Annotated in this window: 23 protein-coding genes; 12 read left to right on the forward strand and 11 right to left on the reverse strand. The window is 35.5% G+C overall.

Features of this window, described 5'->3' with window-relative positions; all coding sequences use genetic code 11:
- Window positions 1–8 precede the first annotated feature (8 nt).
- On the forward strand, window positions 9–1,208 hold the full coding sequence (locus AAGD51_RS02930; RefSeq protein ID WP_236514794.1) for a phage major capsid protein: 1,200 nt from the start codon (window positions 9–11) through the stop codon (window positions 1,206–1,208).
- Window positions 1,209–1,597: 389 nt separating this feature from the next.
- Here the strand turns inward: AAGD51_RS02930 and AAGD51_RS02935 are convergent, their stop codons facing one another.
- Genes AAGD51_RS02935 through AAGD51_RS02945 form a run of 3 tightly spaced genes read right to left on the reverse strand, consistent with a single transcriptional unit; the run spans window position 1,598 to window position 3,604 of the window.
- Window positions 1,598–2,239: an amino acid ABC transporter ATP-binding protein gene (locus AAGD51_RS02935; protein WP_077188144.1), complete on the reverse strand. Its 642-nt coding sequence runs from the start codon at window positions 2,237–2,239 to the stop codon at window positions 1,598–1,600.
- A complete protein-coding gene (locus AAGD51_RS02940) occupies window positions 2,223–2,870 on the reverse strand; it encodes an amino acid ABC transporter permease (protein ID WP_077188143.1) in 648 nt (215 codons plus the stop codon). The genes AAGD51_RS02935 and AAGD51_RS02940 overlap by 17 nt, the downstream gene beginning before the upstream one ends.
- On the reverse strand, window positions 2,870–3,604 hold the full coding sequence (locus AAGD51_RS02945) for a substrate-binding periplasmic protein (protein ID WP_077188142.1): 735 nt from the start codon (window positions 3,602–3,604) through the stop codon (window positions 2,870–2,872). The genes AAGD51_RS02940 and AAGD51_RS02945 overlap by 1 nt, the downstream gene beginning before the upstream one ends.
- A gap of 125 nt (window positions 3,605–3,729) precedes the next feature.
- Here AAGD51_RS02945 and AAGD51_RS02950 point away from each other — a divergent pair, with 125 nt between their 5' ends.
- The gene (locus AAGD51_RS02950) at window positions 3,730–4,185 is read left to right on the forward strand and encodes an arginine repressor (protein ID WP_064125001.1); all 456 of its coding nucleotides are present in this window, start codon (window positions 3,730–3,732) and stop codon (window positions 4,183–4,185) included.
- Between the two features lie 53 nt (window positions 4,186–4,238).
- On the opposite strand, the gene tatC is transcribed toward AAGD51_RS02950, so the two are convergent.
- The 3 genes from tatC to AAGD51_RS02965 all read right to left on the reverse strand — a co-directional run bounded on the left by tatC (window position 4,239) and on the right by AAGD51_RS02965 (window position 7,138).
- The gene (gene tatC / locus AAGD51_RS02955) at window positions 4,239–5,000 is read right to left on the reverse strand and encodes a twin-arginine translocase subunit TatC (protein ID WP_341810498.1); all 762 of its coding nucleotides are present in this window, start codon (window positions 4,998–5,000) and stop codon (window positions 4,239–4,241) included.
- Window positions 4,997–6,094, reverse strand: coding sequence for a type I glyceraldehyde-3-phosphate dehydrogenase (locus AAGD51_RS02960; RefSeq protein ID WP_077188141.1), 1,098 nt, complete (start codon window positions 6,092–6,094; stop codon window positions 4,997–4,999). The genes tatC and AAGD51_RS02960 overlap by 4 nt, the downstream gene beginning before the upstream one ends.
- 906 nt (window positions 6,095–7,000) lie before the next feature.
- A complete protein-coding gene (locus AAGD51_RS02965; RefSeq protein ID WP_186809111.1) occupies window positions 7,001–7,138 on the reverse strand; it encodes a hypothetical protein in 138 nt (45 codons plus the stop codon).
- 295 nt (window positions 7,139–7,433) lie between these two features.
- Between AAGD51_RS02965 and AAGD51_RS02970 the strand changes: the two genes are divergently transcribed.
- Window positions 7,434–7,967: an HK97 family phage prohead protease gene (locus AAGD51_RS02970; RefSeq protein ID WP_077188057.1), complete on the forward strand. Its 534-nt coding sequence runs from the start codon at window positions 7,434–7,436 to the stop codon at window positions 7,965–7,967.
- Window positions 7,968–8,102: 135 nt separating this feature from the next.
- On the forward strand, window positions 8,103–9,866 hold the full coding sequence (locus tag AAGD51_RS02975) for a hypothetical protein (RefSeq protein WP_338976539.1): 1,764 nt from the start codon (window positions 8,103–8,105) through the stop codon (window positions 9,864–9,866).
- Here the strand turns inward: AAGD51_RS02975 and AAGD51_RS02980 are convergent.
- Both AAGD51_RS02980 and AAGD51_RS02985 read right to left on the reverse strand, forming a co-directional pair.
- Window positions 9,863–11,035 (reverse strand): CCA tRNA nucleotidyltransferase, encoded by a 1,173-nt coding sequence (locus AAGD51_RS02980; RefSeq protein ID WP_006279937.1) that lies wholly within the window; start codon window positions 11,033–11,035, stop codon window positions 9,863–9,865. The two genes, AAGD51_RS02975 and AAGD51_RS02980, sit on opposite strands and share 4 nt — an antisense overlap.
- Before the next feature lie 87 nt (window positions 11,036–11,122).
- Entirely contained in the window at window positions 11,123–12,067 is a 945-nt protein-coding gene (locus AAGD51_RS02985; protein WP_341810499.1) for a hypothetical protein, read from the reverse strand.
- Window positions 12,068–12,184: 117 nt separating this feature from the next.
- Here AAGD51_RS02985 and ychF point away from each other — a divergent pair, with 117 nt between their 5' ends.
- Both ychF and AAGD51_RS07215 read left to right on the forward strand, forming a co-directional pair.
- A complete protein-coding gene (gene ychF, locus AAGD51_RS02990; protein ID WP_010962597.1) occupies window positions 12,185–13,279 on the forward strand; it encodes a redox-regulated ATPase YchF in 1,095 nt (364 codons plus the stop codon).
- Window positions 13,272–13,466 carry a hypothetical protein gene (locus AAGD51_RS07215; RefSeq protein WP_410529736.1) on the forward strand — a complete coding sequence of 65 codons (195 nt, stop codon included), beginning with the start codon at window positions 13,272–13,274 and terminating at the stop codon, window positions 13,464–13,466. Before ychF ends, AAGD51_RS07215 begins: the two co-directional genes overlap by 8 nt.
- A 42-nt stretch (window positions 13,467–13,508) precedes the next feature.
- Here the strand turns inward: AAGD51_RS07215 and AAGD51_RS02995 are convergent, their stop codons facing one another.
- On the reverse strand, window positions 13,509–13,694 hold the full coding sequence (locus AAGD51_RS02995) for a hypothetical protein (protein ID WP_197907208.1): 186 nt from the start codon (window positions 13,692–13,694) through the stop codon (window positions 13,509–13,511).
- A 33-nt stretch (window positions 13,695–13,727) separates the two neighbouring features.
- Between AAGD51_RS02995 and AAGD51_RS03000 the strand changes: the two genes are divergently transcribed.
- The 5 genes from AAGD51_RS03000 (at window position 13,728) to AAGD51_RS03020 (ending at window position 19,732) form a co-directional block, all read left to right on the forward strand.
- Entirely contained in the window at window positions 13,728–13,871 is a 144-nt protein-coding gene (locus AAGD51_RS03000; protein WP_197907209.1) for a hypothetical protein, read from the forward strand.
- Window positions 13,872–14,024: 153 nt separating this feature from the next.
- Window positions 14,025–15,218: an ankyrin repeat domain-containing protein gene (locus AAGD51_RS03005; protein ID WP_077188062.1), complete on the forward strand. Its 1,194-nt coding sequence runs from the start codon at window positions 14,025–14,027 to the stop codon at window positions 15,216–15,218.
- Complete coding sequence (locus AAGD51_RS03010) at window positions 15,211–17,016, forward strand: pentapeptide repeat-containing protein (protein ID WP_077188063.1); 1,806 nt, start codon at window positions 15,211–15,213, stop codon at window positions 17,014–17,016. Before AAGD51_RS03005 ends, AAGD51_RS03010 begins: the two co-directional genes overlap by 8 nt.
- Window positions 17,000–17,608, forward strand: coding sequence for a guanylate kinase (gene gmk, locus AAGD51_RS03015; protein ID WP_236515176.1), 609 nt, complete (start codon window positions 17,000–17,002; stop codon window positions 17,606–17,608). The genes AAGD51_RS03010 and gmk overlap by 17 nt, the downstream gene beginning before the upstream one ends.
- A 282-nt stretch (window positions 17,609–17,890) precedes the next feature.
- Window positions 17,891–19,732 carry an ankyrin repeat domain-containing protein gene (locus AAGD51_RS03020; protein ID WP_236514782.1) on the forward strand — a complete coding sequence of 614 codons (1,842 nt, stop codon included), beginning with the start codon at window positions 17,891–17,893 and terminating at the stop codon, window positions 19,730–19,732.
- Here AAGD51_RS03020 and sdhA read toward each other — a convergent pair.
- Together sdhA and gltX are read right to left on the reverse strand one after the other, a co-directional pair.
- Window positions 19,704–21,509, reverse strand: coding sequence for a succinate dehydrogenase flavoprotein subunit (sdhA, locus tag AAGD51_RS03025; RefSeq protein ID WP_341810500.1), 1,806 nt, complete (start codon window positions 21,507–21,509; stop codon window positions 19,704–19,706). The two genes, AAGD51_RS03020 and sdhA, sit on opposite strands and share 29 nt — an antisense overlap.
- A 670-nt stretch (window positions 21,510–22,179) precedes the next feature.
- On the reverse strand, window positions 22,180–23,532 hold the full coding sequence (gltX, locus tag AAGD51_RS03030; protein ID WP_077188067.1) for a glutamate--tRNA ligase: 1,353 nt from the start codon (window positions 23,530–23,532) through the stop codon (window positions 22,180–22,182).
- Window positions 23,533–23,681: 149 nt separating this feature from the next.
- Between gltX and AAGD51_RS03035 the strand changes: the two genes are divergently transcribed.
- On the forward strand, window positions 23,682–24,344 hold the full coding sequence (locus tag AAGD51_RS03035; RefSeq protein WP_341810501.1) for an ankyrin repeat domain-containing protein: 663 nt from the start codon (window positions 23,682–23,684) through the stop codon (window positions 24,342–24,344).
- The last annotated feature ends 34 nt before the right edge of the window (window positions 24,345–24,378 follow it).

A 24,378-nucleotide genomic window follows, 5' to 3' on the forward strand; every position in this document is an offset into this window, starting at 1 on the left:
AGGCTATTATGTCACTTACCGATATCGCTCACCGTATCAATGAACTCGCTTCATCATGGGAGCAATTTAAATTAATAAATGATCGCAAACTAAAAGAAATTGAAAGCAAAGGGCGTGCTGATTCTGCAACAATTGAGCAGCTATGCAAGGTAAATAATGCCATTGATAGTTGCAAAGAGCGTTTAGACTTGATCGAAACTGCAGCTCAACGCCCAGAAGTAAATACAGATTTTAGCACAAGCGATAAATATTTTTCTGATTATATCCGCAAGGGAATGGAAAGCGGTTTATCACACAAAACCCTCAGTGGAGATGACAGTGATATCGGGGGATATCTAGTTACTCCGCATATTGTAAAACGCATAAACAAGCGCGTAACTGATTCGTCCCCAATGCGACAAATATGCTCCAGTCAAAGAATCTCTACTGAAACATTGGATTACATTATAGAAGATTTTGACCGCGCCGGTGCAGGTTGGAGCAGTGAAACAGTAGATGATGAGGACGGTGGCAATAAGTCTAAGTATGATTTTGCAAAAGATACGGACACGCCCAAAATCCAAAAGATTTCCGTCACAACTTACGAGTTATATGCTCAACCACAAATATCACAAAAGTTACTCGATGATGCGTTTGTCGATGTTGAGAGTTGGCTGGTGGAAAAGATTGCCGAGACTTTTAGTAAGGAAGAAAGCGAAGCCTTCATTAAGGGTGAGGGCACTTTTCAACCAAAAGGAATTTTAGCTTATGAAAATGGAAACAGTTATAATAAAATAGAGCAAGTTAAAACTGAAAAATTAGATAGTGATTCAATAATGATGTTGTATTACTCTCTGGACGAATATTATTCCAAAAATGCGTCATTTTTGATGAACAGGAGTACGTTGAAGGACATTAGGCTACTAAAAGCTCAAACAGGTCAATATCTCTGGCAACCAAGTTTGTCGCTTAAAGCCCCAGATACCTTAATGGGAATACCAGTATATCAATCTGCCGATATGCCACCAGCGCCAAACAATCAGCTACCAGTAATTGCGATGGCAGATTTCAAACAAGCTTATAAGATTGTAGATAACAGAGGAATGAGAATATTAAGAGACCCTTATACGAATAAACCTTATGTGAGGTTTTTTGTCACTAAGCGTGTCGGCGGAGAGGTTGTAAACACCAGTGCTATTAAATTGTTGAAAGTTGCGAGCAAGTACTAAAAACTTCCGCAGCATCATCTTTATAGCTGATCAAAGCAACACGTCATACCGCGATTCATTCCATAACTGTACGAACATTGTGATTTTGGCCCATCAGGAGGGTGTCATCCCAGTGCTTGACACATATAGCTAAACTGACTTAGATTTACCGACAGTTTGAAAAACAAAAATTCGTCATTCCGCTACTTGTTAGCGGAATCTATGCTGAGATATCGTGGCGGTATGACGTAGGAAAACCTTTCTTGGGTTAGCTATAGTTTGCTATATTATGTGATTTTATTTTTAGCGTTGCTTCTTATATTATGTAATTTATTTTCCATAATATACATTATGTAATTTTCGATGCTAAGATCTGTTATAGCTCTCAGTATGATATGAGTGATTCTCTTTTAATAATTATTTTTTAAATAGTTTGTTGGTTCATCAATTTCTTTAGGATTGATATCTACAATTATTTTTCCGTTTTTTAACAGAATAATCCGATCTGATATTTTTGTTAAAAAATCCAAATTGTGAGAAGCGATAATCATAGTAATACCCATATCTCTAACTGATTGTAGTAGTTCCACAACGTCGACTATTGTTGCTACATCTAAACCAGACGTTGGCTCATCGCATAATAGAATCCTTGGATTCATCATTAAGCTTCTGGCAAGCGCAACCCGCTGTTTTTGCCCACCGGATAGATTACTAGGGTAATCATTTTTTTTAGAGGCAATACCCAAAGACTCAAGTAGTGAATCACTTTGATCCTGAGTTTTGTTTTTAAGTTTGGGAGCATATGTAAGATTTTCCCAGACAGTCATATGTGGGAAAAGTTGAAAATCCTGAAATACAAAACCAGTACTATCATTGCATTCAATGCTACCAGAATCTAAAACTTCGAGTTTTTGTATACAACGTAACAATGTTGATTTACCACTACCAGAAGGACCAGCAAGACCAACTATAGATTGTTCTATAATCAGGTTAATATTATTAAGTACTGGAATATTATTAAATAATTTACAAACATTATGCATTTTTATCATATATACCTTTCTGTTCAATCTTTTTGCCTATATATTCAATTAGTAATACAAGAGCGTAATAATAAGCCCCAGCAAGACAAAGTGGTATAAAATAAGTAAATTGTTCTGCTGCAAGCATTTGCGCAGAGCGCATAATATCAACACCACCAATAGTAGAGATTAATGCCGTTTCTTTAAGGAGTGCAATGATCTCATTTATCATTGCAGGAAGAATATTTTTAATAACTTGTGGTAATATAATATCTCTCCACATATAGAAACTAGGTATTTGTAAAGTTTTAGCTGCTTCAAACTGGTTTTTTGATATAGTTTCAATACCAGCTCGTAAAATCTCAGCAATATAAGCACAGCTATTTAGACCAAATGCTATAATGCCAGCACTAAATATGTTTAATTTAGTTCCTGCAATGGTTGGAGTCATAAAATAAACAACACTTAACTGTAATATAAGGGGGGTGCCACGTATTACAGATATAATTCCATTAATTAATGGAATACAGATCTTATTATATCTGAGTACTGAAAATAACCCTCCTAGACTCATACCTAAAAGCAGTCCTCCAATCAATAATTTTAAAGTAAAGGCAAGGCCTGTTCCAACAAACAAGAAATTAGAAATTAATTCTTGCATCAGTTATCTCCTAGCCATTTTTCTGCTATCTTTTGTATTACACCTTTACTTTCTAAACTTTTTAACGCCTCGTTTATTTTATCCTTTAAATCAGATCCTTTATTCACAGCAATAGAATAACCATTATCTGACTTAGCGATGGCTGACCATGATAGACCAGGATTTTTTTTGCTAAATACTTTACCTTGGAATTCATCAATTAGGACGCTATCAACATGACCAGACTTTAATGTTTCTACAGCTTGATTATTATTGTCTATAGCAATAATTTGAGCTGTTGTAGGAACATGCTCTTTTAGCCAAATTTCCATGACAGTTCCTAGTTGAACGGCTATCTTCTTGTGAGTTAAGTTGTTTATACCGGCTATGGGTTTATTTTTGTGATATAGAATACCAAATTCCCCTGTATAATAACTATTTGAAAAATCAAAATTTTTTTCACGCTCTTCTGTGCTACCAATAGTAGATATAGCAGCATCTACAGAATTACTTTGCAATGCTGCAAATATAGTACTAAACTGCATATCTTTAAATATCGCTTCTTTACCTAACTCTTTTGCTACTAATTGAGCAAGCTCAATGTCAAAGCCAGTAAATTTACCATTTTCATAATATTCAAAAGGTGGATAATCTGCAGAAATTGCAAATCTAATGATATTATCGTGTTTATCTTCCTTGCATCCTGTTAATAGAATACTTATCGCTATAATAGCATTTAAAATGTATTTTTTCATATTACTAATTTATATTCATATTTTATTCATCTTGTGAATATAGACATTAAAAATTGAATAGTCAAGAAATAATGAATATAATTTCAAATATACTTATTACATATTCAATATGAGGAAAATGCATAATGCATGACAACACACTAGGTGAACATATTTTAAATATTATTCAAAATCATGAAATTTTAGAACAGAGCGATTTACAGACCTTACTCAAAAAAAGAGGGTATAACATTTCTCAGGCTACTTTATCAAGAAAATTGAAAGAACTTAAAATTGCCAAAGTTGCTGGTATGTATAAAGTAATTGACATCAACCAATATCGATTACCATTAATACTTAATATGCAAATTTCGGATTTTGGTTTAATAGTACTACACACTCAACCAGGACAAGCTAGCAGTCTGGCTTACTTTCTAGATCAGAAATATGTTATTTATTCATTAAATAATAGCAAAAACATAGGAATTATAGGAACTATAGCAGGTGATGATACAGTATTATTGATCATCAAAAGTAAGGCTGAACTTAACAAAGTATTACAATCAATTTATGAAACATTTCCATATTTAAGTCCTGAATAAGAATGTTGTAAGTTAAAAATGTGATATAAAGGAGATAAGAGGGATTTCTTTGTTTAAATCTTTGTCTTCTTTTTTTCAATATACCTACATATCAGAATGGACAATTCATATAGAATCAGCATAGGTATTGCAAGCCCTACTTGGCTTAATACATCAGGTGGAGTTAAGATTGCAGCAATAATAAAAATTACCACTATTGCGATTCTACGTTTATTTGACAAACTTTGTGCAGTCAGTAGCCCAACTCTCACCATTAATGTGAGTATGACTGGAATTTGAAATGCAGTGCCAAATGCAAACATAAATTGGAGAACGAGGTCTAAATATTCGCTAACTGATGGCATAAACTCTATCGGTATATCGAAGGATTTACCACTGTGTTCGAAGTTGATAAAAAACTTCCAGGCTAAAGGAAATATATAGTAATAGACTACAGTAGCTCCCGTTACAAATAAAACCGGTGTTGCAATTAAGTATGGCAACAACACTGCCCTTTCACTTTTATATAACCCAGGTGCTAAGAACATATAGAATTGCCATGCAAACACAGGAAAAGAGAGCAAAAGTGCACTCATCATTGCAACTCTAAGATACACAAAAAATGCCTCTGTTAAGTCTGTGTAAATTAAAGAAAAACCTTCGCTACCTTTTGTTGCTTCTATTAAAGGTGCGAGTAAAAAACGGTATATATTTTCCTTAAAGTAATAACAAAAACCCAAAGCAACGCAAAAAAATAGAAAGCAAAAGATAACTCTTTTTCTGAGTTCCGCAAAGTGCTCATAAAATGAGGCGTATTTGTTTGAGTTCCAGTTCATACTTTACTATAGCTCAATAATACTATGTCTAACATTCTCAGCGAAAAAGCCCACTCATTGTCATACCACGCTGCAACCCTGCATATATCACCTGTAACATATGTACCAGTTAAATCCACAATTGCACTATAAGGGTTATGCACAAAATCTATTGAGACTAAAGGTTCCTCGCATATAGAAAGTACATTTGACATTGGATAACCCTCTGTCATCCTAGTACCCTCTGATGTCATCCGAGTAGCTGACACTGGGATCCAGAAATTAGATTCCAGCGTCACGCGCTGGAATGACGTAGAGGAGAGAGCTGCATCCTTAAATATTTCATTGATTTCTTCAACGGTCGCTTTCTTATCAGTCGTAAATTTAAAATCAACCATAGAAACATTGCTAACTGGAACTCTGACGGAAGTGCCATCTAGTTTTCCTTTTAATTCATGGATGACAGAACCAATTGTTTTTGCTGCCCCGGTTGTAGTTGGCACCATAGATAATCCGCAAGCCCTTGCTCTACGCAAATCTTTATGATTACCATCAAGAACATTTTGATCATTCGTGTAGGCATGTATAGTAGTCATAAAACCGCTTTTTATGCCTAAACTAGAATGTAGGACTTTCACAATCGGAGCAAGGCAATTTGTAGTGCAAGAACCTGCTGATATCACTTTATGCTCTTTTTCGAGCATATCGTTATTCACACCATAAACTATAGTGACATCAGCATCTGGAACTGGAGCAGAGACAATTACTTTCTCTGCATTGTGCCTTATTGCTTCTTCACGTTTGTTGAATGCACCAGTACATTCAAGTATTACATCAACATTCCAAGGAATATTTTCAGGGCTCCGTTCTCTATACAAAGAAAACTTTCTGCCATTTATGGATAGCCAATTTTGAGACTCATTAAAATCAATATCACCACTGAATTTGCCATGAACAGAATCATATTTAATCAAATGTGCATGCTGCTTTGCACTGAGCGATCCATTGATAGCTACAACTTCTATTTGTTTGCTATATTCTTCTATTTCGAAAATAGCACGCAATACGCCTCTGCCTATTCTACCCAGACCATTAATTCCTACACGAATCGTCATCTCTTCATTCAAAAAATTTAATTATAGAGGATATCACTTGATATTTCATTTTATTCTTTTGCTTTTCTATCGATATGAACATTATAGCAAGGAGACAGGGCTAAAAACTTGCTTGACAAACTCCGCCAGCCCCCTTATCATGAAACTGAAGCTATTTATTTATCTTCGCAATCTGCAGATTAAAACGACAAAGGGAACTTTGTATTTGGCGTAAATCATGCTTAATTTTTTGCACTATGTGCACCTCATGTCTTTATAAAACTTCTGGGTTTCTACCTATACAAGCCGAAACGCGCTTATAAAGCGTTTAAGACATCAAAAGACGTCAAATAGAACAAGGGAGAATTTGAATACTAGCTACCCTAGGTTTTCTTTGCCTTTTTTTTATTTGGTAAATTTCTTAAATATTTATAGCTAAACGACAATCGTCATCCCGCTGCTTGTGAGCGGGATCTAGAGATACCGCGAATGAATCGCGGTATGACGGCTAAGTAGGGTGTCATCCCAGTGCTTGACACTGGGATGGCTTTGTTGCATCGCTACTTATGAAAGGCTAACTATAATTAGGATTATAAGCAACTTATTGAAAATCTTGTTTTTTTTGCAATCAATCTGATCAAATTTAAGAATAGTAACTTGTTATTTATATTAATAAATTTAATTCTATTGAAAATAGCTAAAGCATTGAAATTCTTGAATTTTAGCCGGATTAGTGAGTGGTAGTGAAATTTCTTTTACTCAAATTTAGGTATTCACTGACCGTTCTTGTTATAAATACCAGAATAATAAGCTACTGATATTCTCCACCTTTTTTATCTTTAATCCATCATAGCTAGCGATGCAACAAAGCCCACTGGGATCCAGGAATTTTATTAAGTTGGTAAGCATAAAAGTAGCCATTTTACGTTACAATACAATGTTTTGATGATTATGGAAAGGCTGGATCCCAGTGTCACGCACTGGGATGACAAAAAAGAGGCTACTCGGATGACAAGAAAGGAGCACTGCTATTATAGAGTGAAATGAGATCCCAGTGTCAAGCACTGAAATGACATCATAGGGGCTTGCATGACATCATTCTTTTTCTTGGATCCAAGTAGTCAGGGCACTGGGATGACATCATAGAGGCACTAGGATGACACCTTGACAATCGTCATTCCGCTACTTGTTAGCGCCGCGGTGGTATGACGTAGAATTTTATAACCCAGTGTCCAATCTGGATTCTAGTTAGCGTTTTTAGTAACTAAGAAAAGTGCTTCCCCCTTTTAGAGCACTGCATATAATAGAATTATATCGCAGTGCATTGCGAAACAAAATTCCCAATACTACAGGAGGCTTTATGAATAAGAAATTTCTCTATTCACCATTGTCAATAAAAAGTATAGAAGAAAACGGTGTATTTTCTGGTTATGCTAGCGTTTTTAATATAGTTGATAAACAAAATGATCTGATATTGCCTGGAGCATTTAAGGAAAATTTAAACAGAAATAAAATAAAACTCCTTTGGCAGCACAATCCAGGTGAGCCTATAGGTAGCATCATAGATATTTGCGAAAATGATGTTGGCCTGTATATAACCGCACACTTACTTTTGGGCATCCAAAAAGCAAAGGAAGCGTACTTAATGCTCAAAACTGGAGTAATCAATGGACTTTCCATCGGCTATATACCTATAGAGTATGATGTTGATCATAAAAGCGGAGCTAGAGTGTTAAAACAAGTGGAATTATGGGAAGTCAGTTTGGTCACTTTTCCTGCAAACTTGGCTGCTCAGGTAATCAATGTGAAAAATCAGAACAATGAACAGGAAGTGTTAGCAAGAGCGATAGAAAAAGCAAATGCTGTACTTGCAGACATGTACATTTCTGCTTAAAGTGTATTAGGCGGGCAAAGACTTTACCATAATTTGACACCTGTGTTAGTATTTGTTTAACATTTATACTAATATATATAACTTTATTACTATTAAAATTTTCTGTAAATTAAAGTTAAAAAATGAGGTAATTTTATGCTAAATATTAATAATAAGGTTAATTATGAAATTAATATTAAGCGAAAGGAAAAAAAATACAGCTGGTCTACTGTATTTGCTTGGTTATATCTAAAAACGATTGGACGAATATTGCCCAAGAGATGGAATAGATGGGCAGAAAATATTTTGTACTACGATAAAACTACTGCAAACAATGAAGTTCAAACTGATGCTTTTAAGACAATAGATGGAAGTGTTCAAGTTGACTTAAAACCTGAAGTTGTAGAGAAAGAGAGCCAAAGTGTAGTGATAAACAAAGATGGAGGGGTTCAGACTGATGGAGTAGCATTGATAACAGAGGAAGATGATGAAGCATTAGAAGAACAGCTGGAGGGCATAAATCAGGAATTAGAACTTGAACGTTTACAAAATGCTTCCTTAAAAGAAGAAAATAGAGAATTACGATCTGCAATTGAAGGACTTGAAAAGAGTTATAAGGGACTTACAGAAGATGCAGGCGAACGAGAAGAGGAACTAACCAAATACAAACAAGATAAAAAAGCAATGCAGGATAAAGTTGATGAACAACAGAAAACTATATTTGATCAATACATGATAATAAGAGAGCAAGGAGAAGAAATTGAAGCTACTAGGAAAGATAATGAAAGTCTGCAAGCACAAATAATAGAACTTAAGAGTAGGTTAAAGGACAAGGAGGATAAATTAATTGAATTGAATCAACAATGGCAAGCTAGCAAATTAGTGGCTTTACTTAAATCACAGACTGATAAATTGTGTCAGGCTAAAGACAAAAATACTGAATTAGAAAATAAAGTCAGTGACTTAGGTCATGAAAACAAAGCTCTACGATTAAGTGTGAATACATTGACTGCTCAATTGGGTGAAATGGAGAACTTGGGGAAGCAATTACAAAGTGTTCAAGAATCTAAACAACAATTGGAGATTGATTTAGAAGGTCAATTGAAAGCTGACACTAAGAAACTACAGGAAGCAAAAGAAGGTCAATTGGCTAAAAAGGCAGGTGCAGTGAGTACAGTATCTACTGCAAAATCAACTCTTTCAAAATTACGAAACTTGCCCAATAAGCTTTCTAGGGATAAGGGTCTCAATAACTTTTTATCTGGGAAAAACGAGGAGTTAAAAAAAGGTTTTCCTGAATTTAAAGAGAAACACTTTTGCCATAACGTGCTTAATGAAACTATAAAGTCTCTATCAAATCAAGATGATGGCAAATTTGAAAGCAGTAAGCTGCTTGAATTATTAGAAAGTAATTTGAAACAATCCGCAAGGGAGATCATAGAAGCTAAGGTTAAAGAAGTTGTCAACGAACATTGTAACATTGGAAAAAATATGGGTAAAGAACTACGAGATGACACGTTAAAAGCCAAGTTGTCACCTTCTGTTAGAAAATGCGTAAAAAAATTAGAATTTAACAAACAAGAAGGGGTAAATAAGATTGTAGACTCTATCTTGCACAGCTTTAATAGCAAGAATAATAATAATAACGACTCAGTAGAATTACTTAAAGAAATTGTTGTGAAAGAGCTAGTAGAAGCTAGAATGAGATTTTTTTTAGATAAGATTCAAGAGTTACAACTGACATCAAGCATAAGAGATAAATTTTTATCTACAGATCAGGGAATGTGTAATCAAACTCAAGGAGGAGTAAACGAATACCAATTAACAGAAAAAGCTAAAAAAGAATACACACCTAATTCCTCGATGAGTCACACTAATACTGTAAGCATACATTCATTGAACAGTCGGAAAGCAAGTTAAAGTAGGCTCTTAGCATAAAGCACCAGCTCCTCTTTTGTTAAAGTGTAGGAGCTGTCTTCCCAATGTTGTTTTAGCAATTCTAAGTTTTTACCTAAACTTTTTCCTGGCTGGTGACCTATACTTATTAAATCATCGCCAGATAAAGGAAATTTTGGAATATTGAATGTATTAGCAAATGAAATGTATTTGTCAATATTTTCTCCAGACTCAACACCACAAATTTTTATTAAATCACAATATAGTTCTCTACCAAATAAAGATATGTACTTTTTTTGCTCTTTTTCCGAAAGCTCTGTTTTGATATCGTTGGATAGTAAAAATAGCAGCTTTTTCTTTTGCTTGTTCGAAAGACGTAAAAATTTGCTTACATATTCTCCAAGACTTAGCCTGTCATTTTTGGTGGTCCTAAGAAGTAACGCTAATTTTACTAGTGCATCAGTGCCCAAAAGAAGTGACGAAGACAGAATTTCGCATTTTACTTCTTTTGGGATAATCTTTTGCAAAACATCAGATTCTTGCATGCTCTTAAGTGTTGGAAAAGGATCATTGCACTCCAGCAATTTAAGTATTTCATCTCTTATTCTCTCTCCAGAGAGGTTTTGAATCATATGCGAATGCTTTTTGCATACGCTTAGTATTTCATCACTCAAATCTCCGGCACATATTTTTGCATGAAAACGAAATGCTCTTAAAATACGTAGATAGTCTTCTTTAATTCTATCTTCAGCGTTGCCTATAAAGTTTAACCTTCGCGCTTTTAAGTCCTCTATACCACCAAAGTAGTCATATATATGGCCATGCTTATCTGCATACAGAGCATTAAATGTAAAGTCGCGCCTTGAAGCATCCGCTTGCCAATTATTGGTAAATTCTACTTTTGCATGCCTACCATCACATTTCACATCATGCCTTAGTGTTGTGATCTCAAAAGATCTTTGATTTAGAACCGCAGTGATAGTTCCATGTTTTAAGCCAGTTGGAATAGTTTTTATATTACGGAGTTTTAGCGCTTTAATCGTTTGATTGGGAAGCAAATTAGTAGCTAAATCGATGTCGTGAACATCACGCTGCAAAATTGAGTCTCTCACACATCCGCCGACAAGCCTAGCCTCACCGCCAAATTCCTCTATGGCATCAATAATTAAACTAGTCTCATGGTCAACTTGCATTTAGGTTAGTACGTACTGCAAGTTCATATTATATGAAATGCTTGCAAAAGCCCTATATAAAAATATACAGAGCTATGAAGATTTATTTTACACTTCCAATTGTGATATTTGTTGTTGATGAAATGTTTTTTCTGTTCTTGATTCCTCCATACTACATCTTGGTGAGCTTGAAGGGTTTTGCTTCTCAGAGCGCTCTATGCGCTGCTTTATATCACTAACGCACTGCCCTACAACATCACCAATTTTTCCATCAGCATTTTCTGCCAATAACTTATCAAATCCCTTTTCAACCTCTGCTCTCTCAGAGATATCCTTTGAAAGGTTACAATATTCTAAGATCTCGTCTAGCTGCAGTTTTTTTGCTAATAGGAAATCTTCTTGTTCTTGCTCTTGTTTAAGTTTGGTTTCCTCTTGCAGTTGTTTTGCTAAACTTTTATTTCTATCAAGCAATGGTTCGAAATGCAATCCGCCTTTGTTTATTATATGCACAATACTACTATCATCATAATCAACTTTATTGTATTCACCTGCACTTTTTGAACCTGAATTGTCTATTAATTCATGCAAAGACAGATCTTGGTTATCAACAGTCTGGTTCTCTATAACATGTAGCTTTACCTTATACTTTTCACAAAGTATTCTGCCTTCAACGTCAGGATCACCCCACCTACTGTTACGCATAATGTCTGCTGTATAATCATCTACAGTTTCACTACGGTGCTGGCCATTGTTATCATGACTATTGACAATTGCATTTGTAAACCACTTTGGTGGATTCTTTTGCGCAAATTCCCTACAATCATTTCTTAATTTTTCGACAGTAACTTGCTCTCCTGTCTGTTGTTCTAGACTTTGCCTGAACGAGTCAAAAAAACAGCTTCCATTACCAATTGCTTGTCCTACATAGAAATTGTCAGGGTAAGGGTTACTATTTAAAAGAGTTATTTCTTGCCCTGAGATCCTGGGCCTTTTTATTCCAACCTCAACATCATGAAAGTCACTTGGTAGTTTCCGTTTCTTAGCTGTAGTCATAGTTTTACCTTAATTTAAGCTATATATTACTATACCAACAAAATTGTCAATAAGCGACTAATTAAGTATAGCAGAAATTTTTAAATTATGCAATAGTTATAATTTTACATAGCAAATATGAGTTTTAACTGCGGTATAGTTGGGTTACCAAACATAGGAAAATCAACCTTATTTAATGCGCTTACAGAGTCAAGTGCAGCCGAAGCTGCAAATTATCCTTTTTGCACAATCGAGCCAAATATAGGCAAGATTTCGATAAAAGATCAACGTTTGAAACAAATCGCAGCAATTGCAGGCTCAGAGAAGGTAATCTACAACCAATTAGAAGTTGTAGATATTGCAGGTCTGGTAAAGGGTGCGAGCAAAGGCGAAGGGCTTGGCAATAAATTTTTAAGCCATATCAGAGAAGTTGATGCCATCGTTCATCTGCTCAGGTGCTTTACGGATGACGATATCAGCCATATACACAGTAAAATAGATCCAATATCAGATGCTGAAGTGGTAGAAATGGAATTAATCCTAGCTGATATTGATAGCATAGAAAAAAGGCTTCCTCAATTGGAAAAGAAAGCAAAGCAAGGTGATAAAGAGCTAAAGAGACAACTTGAATTAATGCAAGAGGTATTAGCTACTTTAAAATTAGGTAAACCTGCAAGAAGTTTGGAGAATATCAATGAAGATGAGATGAAGTTGCTTCAATTGCTGACAACAAAGCCCGTTATGTACGTTTGCAATGTTGAAGATACAAATGTTATAACTGGCAATGAATTATCTAAAAAGGTAGAGAGGATGGCGGAGGAAAATAAAAGCAAATTTTATTGCATTTCAGCAAAACTCGAAGCAGATATTGCAAATCTTGATAGTGAAGAGGAAAAACAGAGTTTTTTATCAGAATTTGGCTTACAAGAATCAGGCCTTGATGGAGTAGCGCGTATTATGTATGAAGTGCTGAGTATGATAACTTTCTTTACTGTGGGCCCCAAAGAAGCACGGGCATGGCCAGTAAAAATAGGGTCAACAGCCGATAAAGCAGCAGGTGTAATCCACACTGATTTTGAGAAAGGCTTTATAAAAGCAGAGACAATAAGCTTTGCAGACTACATAAAGTATGGAAGTGAATCAGCTTGCAAAGACGCAGGAAAAATTCGCTTTGAAGGCAGAGATTACATCGTGCAAGATGGTGATATAATGCACTTTAGGTTTAATGTGTAGTTTATTATGCAGCCACTTATTTAAAGTTAAGTTTTCTGGATCCCAGTGTCTGGGCACTGGGATGACAAGAAAGGGAGCACTGGAATTTTTGTTTCAATATTTGTACATTAGCCATACATCTGAACAGATACCTCCCCTAAACGGATACACTGTAGAAGGAGAGTTTCTTCTCCCCAGTAAAGACTAGATTCCAGACTGGAATGACAGCAGTCCTACGTCATACCGCGATTCATTCCATAGCTGTACGAACATTCATTTTTGAAGGTAAATTGCACAGCAAATGGTCAGTGCTTGGCACTGGAATAACGTCCTCCTTTGTCATCCCAGTGCCCAGACACTGGGATCCAGTTTTCCATATAATCTCATCGAAAATGTTGTAACCACTTTCTATGCTAGTTTGCTTGCTTACAAGCAAACTTTTCTGGATCCAAGTAGTCTGGGCACTGGGATGACAGGAGAAGGAGGCTACTTGCATGACACCATTCTTTTTTCTGGATCCCAGTGTCTGGGCACTGGGATGACGAGAAAGGAGCACTGGGATGACATCCTCCCTAGCGGAGATTGCTCTCAAATCACAATGTTCGTACAGTAAGCACTGACCACTTTGCTTCAATATTTGCGATGCCCCTGAACAGATACAAAAAATCTATTGTTTTTTTATAAATTAAATCCTAAGGCATTTTTTACTGTAGATTAATCATTTGATTATAGTATCATTTTAATTAAGCTTATGCTTGGGATATTTATGAAAAATATTTTATATTTTATATTATTAGCTGTTGTATTCGGATCACTGAGCCTATTTGCTGTAGAGCAATTTGAAGAAAAGAAAATTGAATCAGTTCATAAAAACGAAAATGTAGGTGTAAGGAAGCAAGATAGCACAAATCAAAAAGATGAGTTAAAAAGCAACGTCGATGCTAAACAAACACAAGAGGCTGAGAGCAAAAGATTAGACGGCACTACCGATAAAGAGAAACTGCAACACAACGAGAACAAAGCTTTCGTGGTTGAAAAAACTATAAGTGAAGGTGAAAGGATTGATAAAGATTTGCCAAATGACCAGCTAGAAGGAAGCACAGACAAATTTGCTCAAAATTTACCAAATGTGGCCAATAAAGAAGTGAATAAAGATTTGAAACCAGAGCCTTTGCCTTTAAGTGCTGATTTAAATGAGAATACAGCTAACCCGCAAAAAAATCTACAAGCTGATCAGAAGATTGATATAAAAGATAATGAACTTTCAAAAAGTGATGCGAGTCAATTATTAGAGGGAAAAAAAGAAAAAGTAGAGAATCAGTCTGAAGAAAAAAAAGTGAAAGAAACAAACAGTAATTCCAAGGACCGCAATAGAGTAAAACCTATAACTAAAAAAGATGAAGAAGAGCAAAGTGAAAAGAAAAGTTTACAAAAATGGACAAAGCTAAACAGAGAACCAATAAAAGAATGGGGTCATAAAGACATACAAAGCAAGTCAATATATAAACGACAATATGATAGCCTTAATGAGCATCTTCCTACAACTGTGTTTATTGATGATTACAGTAAGCAATTTTTTTACTGCATTAAGAAGAACAACTTAACTTGCTTAAGAGGAGTAATAAGTAAGCTAGAAAAAATTGGATTAACAATTCAAGAGATACTAAGGTTTAGAAATAAATTGGGTGATACTCCTCTCATTTATTCAGTTAAACAAGGTGAGGTAGACATAGTGCGCTTTCTCTTATTACAAGGTGCTGATCTTAGAGTAGTTAACAATAATTTTCAATCCCCAATTGATATAGCAATCGAAAAAAAGCAGATCAATATAATAAATGCGATTGCCGAAATGATGCCACATCTTTTGGAGGATAGAAAAATAGACAATAAAGAAAGCTCAGCAATGTACGATTGGGCTGTGAAAACGAAAGAAATACAGTGCGATAAGCAAGATGATTAGATTTTTGATATTAATTTTAGTTGGTCATTTATGTTATGGAAACGAAACAAATGATGAAAAAAATCAGATTAGTGATTTTTTAAACGCTTTGCGTGATGCAAAATACGTATCTTACAGTAAAAAAGACTTTGCTGAATTTTTGGTGCAGTGCCACAAAGAGGGCGTGCCAGAAGATTTTAAGAAAGGTTTTGGTTCTAACTTAAATGGAGCTAATTTTAACCAACTGTACCTAAGTAAATCTGTTTTTGATGGAGTAAGTCTGATTGGTGCTGATTTTTCTAACACCGATTTATCCGACGTGTCTTTCATTGATGTTGATTTACGTGGTGCTAATTTCTCCAATGCTAATTTACATGGCATTAAAATAAAAGGTACAAATTTGAGTTTTACAAAATTTGTTTCTGCAAACTTAACAGATATCGTATTTGATCAGTCTAATGTTAGTTATGCTGATTTTATCAGTTCCGATCTCAAAAAAGTGAGTATGCACAACGTAATTGGTTTGCATACTAATTTCTCGAATGTGAAAATGAATTTCTCCAACTTATCAAACTCGAATGTTAGCCACGTAAATTTTAGTGATAGTGAAATAAACGATACTGTTATGCAGAAAAACAACCTTGATAATGCAAGTTTCTTTGGAGTGGATGCATATAAATTAAAGATACAATTTTCTTCATTAAAAAATGCTAACATATATGGTGCAGAGTTAAAAGAATCAGACTTTACAGGTAGCAATCTTTCCGCTGCCTACCTTAATTCTTCTATCATAATTAACAGTAACTTCGACGAAACTAATTTAAGCAACACACAAATTTCCTATGTGAATGACGATAATTCAAGTTTTGTTCAATCTATACTAAATGGTTCCAAGATAAAGCATACATATGTTTCTGAAGCAAATCTTCAGGATGCTGATTTATCCAATATTGATTTTAGTTTTAGTGAACTGCATCAAGTTAATGTCTCTAATGCTGACATTCGTCACGGAAAGTTTCATAATACTAAAGTTGCGAATTCTAACATGAATGGCTCATTTTTTGACCATTCACTATTCACCTCTGCGAAGATAGAAGATTCAGACCTTTCTACAACTTCAATGTATAAGATAAAAATCCAAGACTCTCAAGTTTATAACAGTACACTTTCTCGCCATAATATTGATTCCAGTGAAATAGAAAATTCAACATTCTTTAATTTATTAGCTGATAATTCAAGCTGGTCTAATTTAAAAGTAACTAATTCAAATTTTATTGAAAGCGATTTCAGATCTTCTTTGCTTCACGCTAATGCCTTTAGGAAAACTAGCTTTTTTCTTAGCAATTTGAGCAATTCAACAATTAGTGATATGTCTTTTCTCTCTTCAAGCATATATAAAAGTTCAGTTGTTGATGCTCACTTAACAGGTTGCAAATTTGATAATTCAATTTTGATTGACAATAAAGGACAGAAAAAACTTGCAGGTTCAGAAAATGCTATAACTTCGATTAAAGATTTGCAAGAGAAAATATCACAGGGTGAAAAATTTAATGTAAATTATTCTTACTTTGAATTTAAGAATATGAATTTAGAAAATGCCGATTTTTCTAATTCAACATTAAGTAGAGCAAAGTTTGTAAACGTTAATTTGAATAAGGCAAATTTTGAAAAGACCGATTTGCGCTATACTGTCTTTGATAACTCTTCTCTCATTGGCACCAACTTATCAAATTCTAATTTAGAAGGTTCTAGCTTTTTAAACTCTGATCCAAAAAGCACCATGTTAAAAAATGCAAAGAAAAATGACCATAAAAAGTGAGGGCGTATTATTGGTTCTATCCTCCCCTTCTGGAGCTGGAAAAACTACTATATCAGCAAAATTACTTGAGCGATCAACTAATTTAGTTAGGTCTGTTTCTATGACTACGCGCAAGCCTCGCCCCGGCGAAATAAATGGAAAAGACTATTTTTTCGTTACCGAAGAAAAATTTCACGAGTTATGCAAAGCTGGCCAAATGCTTGAATATGCCAAAGTTTTTGAGAATTTTTATGGTATACCAAGAAATTTTATAGAGCAAAACTTAAGCAATGGAATAAGCGTTTTACTCAGCATAGACTGGCAAGGAGCATTTCACTTATTCAAGCTCATGAGAAAAAAAGTTGTAAGTGTTTTTATACTTCCCCCTTCAATGGAAGAGCTTAGGTTGCGTTTGCAAAAGCGTAATAGTGATGATGCAAGCGAAATAGAGCGCAGATTAGCCGAAGCTCAAAAAGAGATAAGCAAACGTGATAAATATGATTATGTAATAATCAATGATGATATTGATAAAAGTGTAGAAGAGATAAGCTCCATACTAAATAAAGAAAGACTTAAAAAATCAGAAGAAAAACCAAGCCTGGAAGATTTATAAAAAATCAATTTGGATATTTGCAGCTATAGTTTCTTATCCTATTTTAGCCAATAGCACGTTTCACAGTTTAGCTATATTTATTATTTTTTAAGATTAAATGGTTAAAATAGTAGCAACTGTTCAAGTGAGGATTTGACTATGATAACAGATTTTCTAATAGAAACTAGTTTTCTGCCTTTCCACCTATACATATACAACGTTTAGCTCAATTTAAAAGTCAAACTTCTTGGTTGTTAGTTTAGTGCTGACAACTTAAATAGCTTTTAATATTGAGGTTTTAGTATGGGTATAGATATAACTGCACTAACTACTAATGCAAAAAAATTAGATGAATACATAGATAAAAATGAAAAGCAAGAGCGGGATAGAAAAGACGAACAATTGTATGGCATTATAGAGAGAAAGGTAAAAAAAGAAGAACACAAGCGTGAAAAACCAAGAGGTCAAGATGGAGCTCTCAAGGAGTGTAAAAGGTTATTCAAGGAAGGTGCTAGCCCTGAAGTATTAACTAAATTAGAAGAATCACTTAGAGAACAAGAAAAATATTATAGGTATTATGTCCAATGCTTTCTTCCAGTGCTAGATGAAGTAATAGAACGATCGAAAAAAATACCAAATGAAACAAAAGAGCGAGTAAAGCAAGTAATTTTTAAAATTACTTGTAATAGCAGATATTGTAACCAAAATGATCGTAGGAATAGTGAAGCAGAAAGTGGCTACGGCAGTGATGTTGAAGATGATCATAAAATAAACGGGATAACGAATAATAATGTTCAATTACTAAAAGCGATCAAAAATGGAAATAACAGGAAATTTAAAAAATATCTAAAAGATTGTACGAATGTTAACGGCATAAAAGATAAAAAAGGAAATAATATTTTACACCTTATCGTGCCATTGGAAAAGAAACAGAAATGCAAGTTTCTAGGTACCCTAATAAAAACGGTCACCGAGGAAGATTTAGCACAACTCATTAATAGTGAAAATCAGGAAGAACAAACACCTCTTCATCAGCTGCTTCAGCATATAAAAGGAAAGAATGAGGATCGATCATGTACAGATAGAAAATTTGAAAAAACAAATAGGTATAAAGCCTTAGAGTTATTTCTACAAAATGGTGCAGATATTACTGTGCAAGATAAAGATGAAAAAAATGCTCTGCACTATATTGCTTCATTCAAAGGAGAACAAAAAGTTACATGTTTGGAATTGATTTTAGGTTTAGTAAAAAATGGAACAATATCTAAAGATAAATTAGGTAAAGCTATAAATGCTAAGAATGGAGAAGGGAACACACCCCTAGAATTGGCATTAAAGAAAAAAGCAGAAAAAAGAAGTATCGAATACCTACCGCAAGGAACAATTTTTGATACAGCAACTGCTTATGACAATACAACAAAATTTTGTACAATGCTGCTAGAAATAGGCGCTGATCCCTGTTCTCTGGAGCTGAAAGATCCAAAATTCCATACTAAAAAGTACTATTTAACTTTACGAGATCTAAAAGATTATTCAGGGACTCCACAGAAAGCACAGGAGAAAGCTAAAGAACTAAAAGAGAAGCTTGAAGAAAAATACCACTGTAAAACTGCTTCAAAAAAATGCAAGTCTGGCATTAAAGAAGCAGGTTCTGGTATAAAAAAAGGAGTATCTGCTGTAGCAGGATTCATAGATCCAGCAAAAAGGACCCGCGAACTGTTAGCAATCACGATAACGATTACTGTTATTGCAATGGTAACATTTGCTTTCTTTCAGGGTCAAATGGCAATTGGAGCAGCCATTCCTATCATAGCTGTTGCTGGAGTTATATGCCTTACTTTAACTTTAGGATTTAGTGGTATTAAGAAACTTTTTGAAAAATCAACCAACAAAGCACAGGACACATTTAACGACAAAAACCGCTCTAATTCAACAACAGAGCAGAATCAAGCTTCGAAGAACCTTGTTAATAATGATCAACAGAATTTAAGAAATGAGACTAAAAATCAAGCAGTACAAGAGTCACCAAATCAACCAGAGCATACAGAAAACCCAGCTACTAAAATGAGCGATGTATCAATACTACGTCAATTCATGAATAAGCTAGATGGGCTGACTAATAAACCCTCTTCTCTGGCGCTATGAAATCAATCTCACCGCTCAGAGTTTTTTCAGCCACTTTTTTATAATCAATTTTTACGTTAATTTGCCCTTTCTTTTCTTCAAGCCACGCTATAGTGTGCTTCATCCAGTTTTTGTCATCACGTTCAGGAAATTCTTCACGAGCATGGGCACCTCTGCTTTCCTCGCGATTAGCTGCGCATTCCATGGTAATAACCGCTTGTGGGATCATGTTAGCAAGCTCCAGTGCTTCAACTAAATCACTATTCCACATCATACTGCGATCCTCAAGTGAAATATCAGGCATCATTTTTGCTACCTTTTTTATAGCTTTTTTGCCTTCTTCTAAAACTTCAGCAACACGGAAAACTGATGCGTATTTTTGCATAGTGTTCTGCATTTCACTGCGTATTTTTGCTACTTTTAGCCCACCAGAAGCAAATCGCATTTTATTGAATCTATCTACTATCCAGTCTGTGCAGTCTGAATGCAATTTTTTATGTGGTGTACCGGATTTTAGTTTCTCTCTTGCTCTGAGCGCTGCAGCTCTGCCAAAAACCACAAGATCAAGAAGCGAGTTAGAACCAAGTCGATTTGCACCGTGCACAGAGACGCACGCAGCTTCTCCAATTGCAAATAGTCCATCTACCACTTCTTCCTTACCTTGCTTCAGCGTAATCACTTCTCCATGATAATTGGTTGGAATGCCACCCATGTTGTAGTGAACAGTCGGAATGACCGGTATTGGATCTTTAGTGACATCAACTCCAGCAAAAGTTCTTGCGGTTTCGCTGATGCCCGGCAATCTGAGTTTTATTACTTCCGGATCAAGATGCGCTATAGTTAAATACATGTAATCTTTTTTCGGTCCAACTCCCCTTCCCTCTCTAATTTCAATTGTTATTGCGCGACTTACCACATCACGGGAAGCTAAATCTCTTGCTTTTGGTGCGTAACGTTCCATAAACTTCTCGCCCTGAGAATTAACGAGGTACCCCCCTTCACCACGGCATCCTTCTGTCATCAGGCACCCTGAGCCATATATTCCTGTTGGATGAAATTGTACAAATTCCATATCTTCAAGTGGTAATCCAGCCCTTACTACCATGCCATTACCATCACCTGTGCAGGTATGCGCACTTGTTGCAGAGAAATAAACACGTCCATATCCACCTGTTGCTAACACCACTCTATGCGCACGAAATCTATGTAATGTGCCGTCGCATAGCGACCAAGCAAGAACTCCGCAGCATGCTCCGGTTTCGCTATCCATAATTAAATCAATCACAAAGTATTCAACAAAAAATTCAGCGTTGAATTTAAGACACTGCTGATATAGAGTGTGAAGGATTGCGTGCCCAGTTTTATCTGCCGCCGCACAAGTGCGTTGAGCTGATTTTCCTTTACCAAAGTGAGTTGTCATTCCACCAAAGGAACGCTGGTATATTTTGCCATCTTCTGTACGAGAAAAAGGTACGCCAAAATTTTCAAGTTCAATAACAGCTTTAGCAGCGTTTTTACACATATATTCTATTGCATCTTGATCACCAAGCCAGTCTGAACCTTTTATTGTGTCATATGCATGCCAGCGCCAATCGTCTTCACCGATATTACCTAAAGCTGCACTAATTCCGCCTTGTGCTGCAACTGTATGACTTCGTGTAGGGAAAATTTTAGAAATGCAGGCAACTGAAAAATTAGTTGCAGCCATCCCAAGCGTTGCTCTGAGCCCTGCTCCACCTGCACCTACTACTACCACATCATACTCATGTTCTATGATCTCATACGCTGACTTATCCATATTTACTTATTTTATCATTACAGGCTTATGATATCACAGAAGTAGAAAAAATCTATACAAGTTTTCTGTAGCTATATCGCTGCGGTATTTCATAATAGATCCCGCTAACACGTAGCGGGGTGACAGCAGTCCTACGTCATACCGCCGCAGTATCTCAGCCACTAACACGTAGCGGGATGACGGTTGTCAGGGTGTCATCCCAGTGCCCCTATGATGTCATCCCAGCGCCTCTATGATGTCATCCCAGTGTCAAGCACTGGGATGACACCCTACTTAGCCGTCATACCGCGATTCATTCGCGGTATCTCTAGATCCCGCTCACAAGCAGCGGGATGACGATTGTCGTTTAGCTATAAATATTTAAGAAATTTACCAAATAAAAAAAAGGCAAAGAAAACCTAGGGTAGCTAGTATTCAAATTCTCCCTTGTTCTATTTGACGTCTTTTGATGTCTTAAACGCTTTATAAGCGCGTTTCGGCTTGTATAGGTAGAAACCCAGAAGTTTTATAAAGACATGAGGTGCACATAGTGCAAAAAATTAAGCATGATTTACGCCAAATACAAAGTTCCCTTTGTCGTTTTAATCTGCAGATTGCGAAGATAAATAAATAGCTTCAGTTTCATGATAAGGGGGCTGGCGAAGGATGTCAAGTAATTTTCTTATTTCATTTAAATTGCTTGTAACCTTCTTATACACTCATCTTTACCAAGAATCACCATGATATCAATGATTCCAGGTGCATCCATTACTCCAGTTATAGGGGCGCGTAATGAGTGGTATACATCGCTTATTTTCATATCGTGCAATTTTGCACATTCCTTGATCTGAGAAGATAAAAAACCCTTATTCCAATTTTCATCACCGATCTTTGACAGAAATGATGCGAGTAACTTAATTATATTGAGGTTAGATTTGACAATTTGACAAGCTTCTTCACTTAAATCAAGTGGCGGATCTTGAATATAAAATTTTGCTAAATCCAATAATTCGGTCAGGTAGTTTGCTCTTTTTTTTAGCTCTGTCAGTCCCTGCAGTAAATAGCCCTTTTTTTTGTCAGTTAGAGTATTTTCTCTAAGCATTAGAGTCAGAATATCTTCATTGCTCATATTACTAATATAGTGGTTATTCAAATGCTCCAGTTTTTTGAAATCGAGCCGTGCAGGTGAACGACCAATACTTTCTAAATTAAACCACTCTATTGCTTGCTCATCGCTAATAATCTCATCGTTGCCGTGACTCCAGCCAAGTCTCAGCAAGTAATTACGCATCGCTTTTGGCAATATTCCCATCTTTTCATAATCGCAAACGCTTGTGGCACCATGCCTTTTGGATAGCTTATTCCCATCTTCCCCATGGATAAGCGGCACATGTGCAAAGCGTGGAATGTCAAAATCAAGAGCCTGGTATATTAGCAGATGTTTAAAGGTATTAGTGAGATGGTCAGAGCCACGTATTATATCAGTTATTCCAGCATCATGATCGTCAACTACTACGGCAAAAATATATGTTGGAGTGTTATCAGAGCGTAAGATCACTATATCATCAAGCTGCTCGCTACTTACTTTGATTTGGCCGTATATTTTATCATCAATGACGATCTCTTGCGAGTCTGGCACTTTAAAGCGGACAACAGGCTTTACGTTTGATGTCACACTAATACATTTGTGCTTATATATTTTTCCTTCTTCTCTCGCTTTTATTTTCCTTTCTGTCTCAGGGCAATAACAGTGATACGCCCTACCCTTCTCAACTAAAAGGTTTGCTACTTCTTTATGCCGCTCTATTCTTTTTGACTGATATACTATTTCCCCATCATAGCTCATACCGAGCCATCTTAGCCCTTCTATAATTGCATCAATTGCTTCTTGCGTTGAACGTTTTCTGTCGGTGTCTTCAATTCTCAGCAAAAACTTGCCACCATGATGCTTTGCATAGAGCCAATTAAATAACGCAGTGCGGGCCCCTCCAATATGCAAAAACCCTGTGGGTGATGGAGCGAATCTAGTGACTACGTCTGGCATATTTGTCTATTACAATAATATAAATGATGATAGCTAAAATTTATGTTTGTAACAATTTAGAATTTATTTATTCTGAGAGATAAAATCTACTTGTTTTTCGTAAGTTATGTTGTATAATTTAGTGTTGGTTAAATATAGCGAGGTATGTTATGGCTGACTTATTTGAAGTTGCAAAAGCAAGAAATAAAGATGAATTTGTCAGAATTTGCACAGAGAATGTTGCTTATGCAGCTAAGCATAGGCTTGATGAAAATGGGAACCCATTTCATATAGCAGCAAGTCAAGAAATTCTGCTACCTGCACTCAAAGAGATTATGAGAAATTTGGAAGAAGGTACTAAGAGTAAGGTTAAAAAAGCAGAAGAAGCTAAAAATTGGAAAGAATCAGAAAGATTAAAAGAGAAACTTAAGGATAATAAGAGATATATTAAAGAAGCACTCTGTGATAAAAGCTGCATTCTTCATGGGAGAGTAGCGGTAGCTCCTCTTTATTTTTTAAATGCTGCAGAACGGGAAGAAGCTAAGCAAATTGCAGGTATAAAGGGCGGTTTTATATGTAATAGCAAATTTCATTTGTGCTTATACATAATAGGAGCTATAGCGTGTATTGCTGCCTTATGTTTATCCTTGTACTTTTTATTTTTGGTTTCTCAATCTCTTGCACTAGCTTCAGTAGCTACAGTAGCTTCTGGAGGATCTACATGTTTGTTGTTTAAGGCATGTAACGGGATATACGGCTTGTATGATGAAAGTACTATAGTGACAGATCCTGATGTTATGCAACTTTTAAATAGTGATTTAGCTGTAGCATGAAGCTAAAAATTACTTGCAGGCAATAATTTACTTT

Source organism: Wolbachia endosymbiont (group A) of Volucella bombylans (assembly GCF_964026965.1).
GTDB classification, from domain to species: Bacteria; Pseudomonadota; Alphaproteobacteria; order Rickettsiales; family Anaplasmataceae; genus Wolbachia; species Wolbachia pipientis.

Coding starts and splice junctions, on each gene's coding strand:
- AAGD51_RS02930 (WP_236514794.1), top strand. CDS start 9: ATGTCACTTACCGATATCGCTCACCGTATCAATGAACTCGCTTCATCA.
- AAGD51_RS02935 (WP_077188144.1), bottom strand. CDS start 2,239: ATGATAAAAATGCATAATGTTTGTAAATTATTTAATAATATTCCAGTA.
- AAGD51_RS02940 (WP_077188143.1), bottom strand. CDS start 2,870: ATGCAAGAATTAATTTCTAATTTCTTGTTTGTTGGAACAGGCCTTGCC.
- AAGD51_RS02945 (WP_077188142.1), bottom strand. CDS start 3,604: ATGAAAAAATACATTTTAAATGCTATTATAGCGATAAGTATTCTATTA.
- AAGD51_RS02950 (WP_064125001.1), top strand. CDS start 3,730: ATGCATGACAACACACTAGGTGAACATATTTTAAATATTATTCAAAAT.
- tatC (WP_341810498.1), bottom strand. CDS start 5,000: ATGAACTGGAACTCAAACAAATACGCCTCATTTTATGAGCACTTTGCG.
- AAGD51_RS02960 (WP_077188141.1), bottom strand. CDS start 6,094: ATGACGATTCGTGTAGGAATTAATGGTCTGGGTAGAATAGGCAGAGGC.
- AAGD51_RS02970 (WP_077188057.1), top strand. CDS start 7,434: ATGAATAAGAAATTTCTCTATTCACCATTGTCAATAAAAAGTATAGAA.
- AAGD51_RS02975 (WP_338976539.1), top strand. CDS start 8,103: ATGCTAAATATTAATAATAAGGTTAATTATGAAATTAATATTAAGCGA.
- AAGD51_RS02980 (WP_006279937.1), bottom strand. CDS start 11,035: ATGCAAGTTGACCATGAGACTAGTTTAATTATTGATGCCATAGAGGAA.
- AAGD51_RS02985 (WP_341810499.1), bottom strand. CDS start 12,067: ATGACTACAGCTAAGAAACGGAAACTACCAAGTGACTTTCATGATGTT.
- ychF (WP_010962597.1), top strand. CDS start 12,185: ATGAGTTTTAACTGCGGTATAGTTGGGTTACCAAACATAGGAAAATCA.
- AAGD51_RS07215 (WP_410529736.1), top strand. CDS start 13,272: ATGTGTAGTTTATTATGCAGCCACTTATTTAAAGTTAAGTTTTCTGGA.
- AAGD51_RS03000 (WP_197907209.1), top strand. CDS start 13,728: ATGACAGGAGAAGGAGGCTACTTGCATGACACCATTCTTTTTTCTGGA.
- AAGD51_RS03005 (WP_077188062.1), top strand. CDS start 14,025: ATGAAAAATATTTTATATTTTATATTATTAGCTGTTGTATTCGGATCA.
- AAGD51_RS03010 (WP_077188063.1), top strand. CDS start 15,211: ATGATTAGATTTTTGATATTAATTTTAGTTGGTCATTTATGTTATGGA.
- gmk (WP_236515176.1), top strand. CDS start 17,000: ATGACCATAAAAAGTGAGGGCGTATTATTGGTTCTATCCTCCCCTTCT.
- AAGD51_RS03020 (WP_236514782.1), top strand. CDS start 17,891: ATGGGTATAGATATAACTGCACTAACTACTAATGCAAAAAAATTAGAT.
- sdhA (WP_341810500.1), bottom strand. CDS start 21,509: ATGGATAAGTCAGCGTATGAGATCATAGAACATGAGTATGATGTGGTA.
- gltX (WP_077188067.1), bottom strand. CDS start 23,532: ATGCCAGACGTAGTCACTAGATTCGCTCCATCACCCACAGGGTTTTTG.
- AAGD51_RS03035 (WP_341810501.1), top strand. CDS start 23,682: ATGGCTGACTTATTTGAAGTTGCAAAAGCAAGAAATAAAGATGAATTT.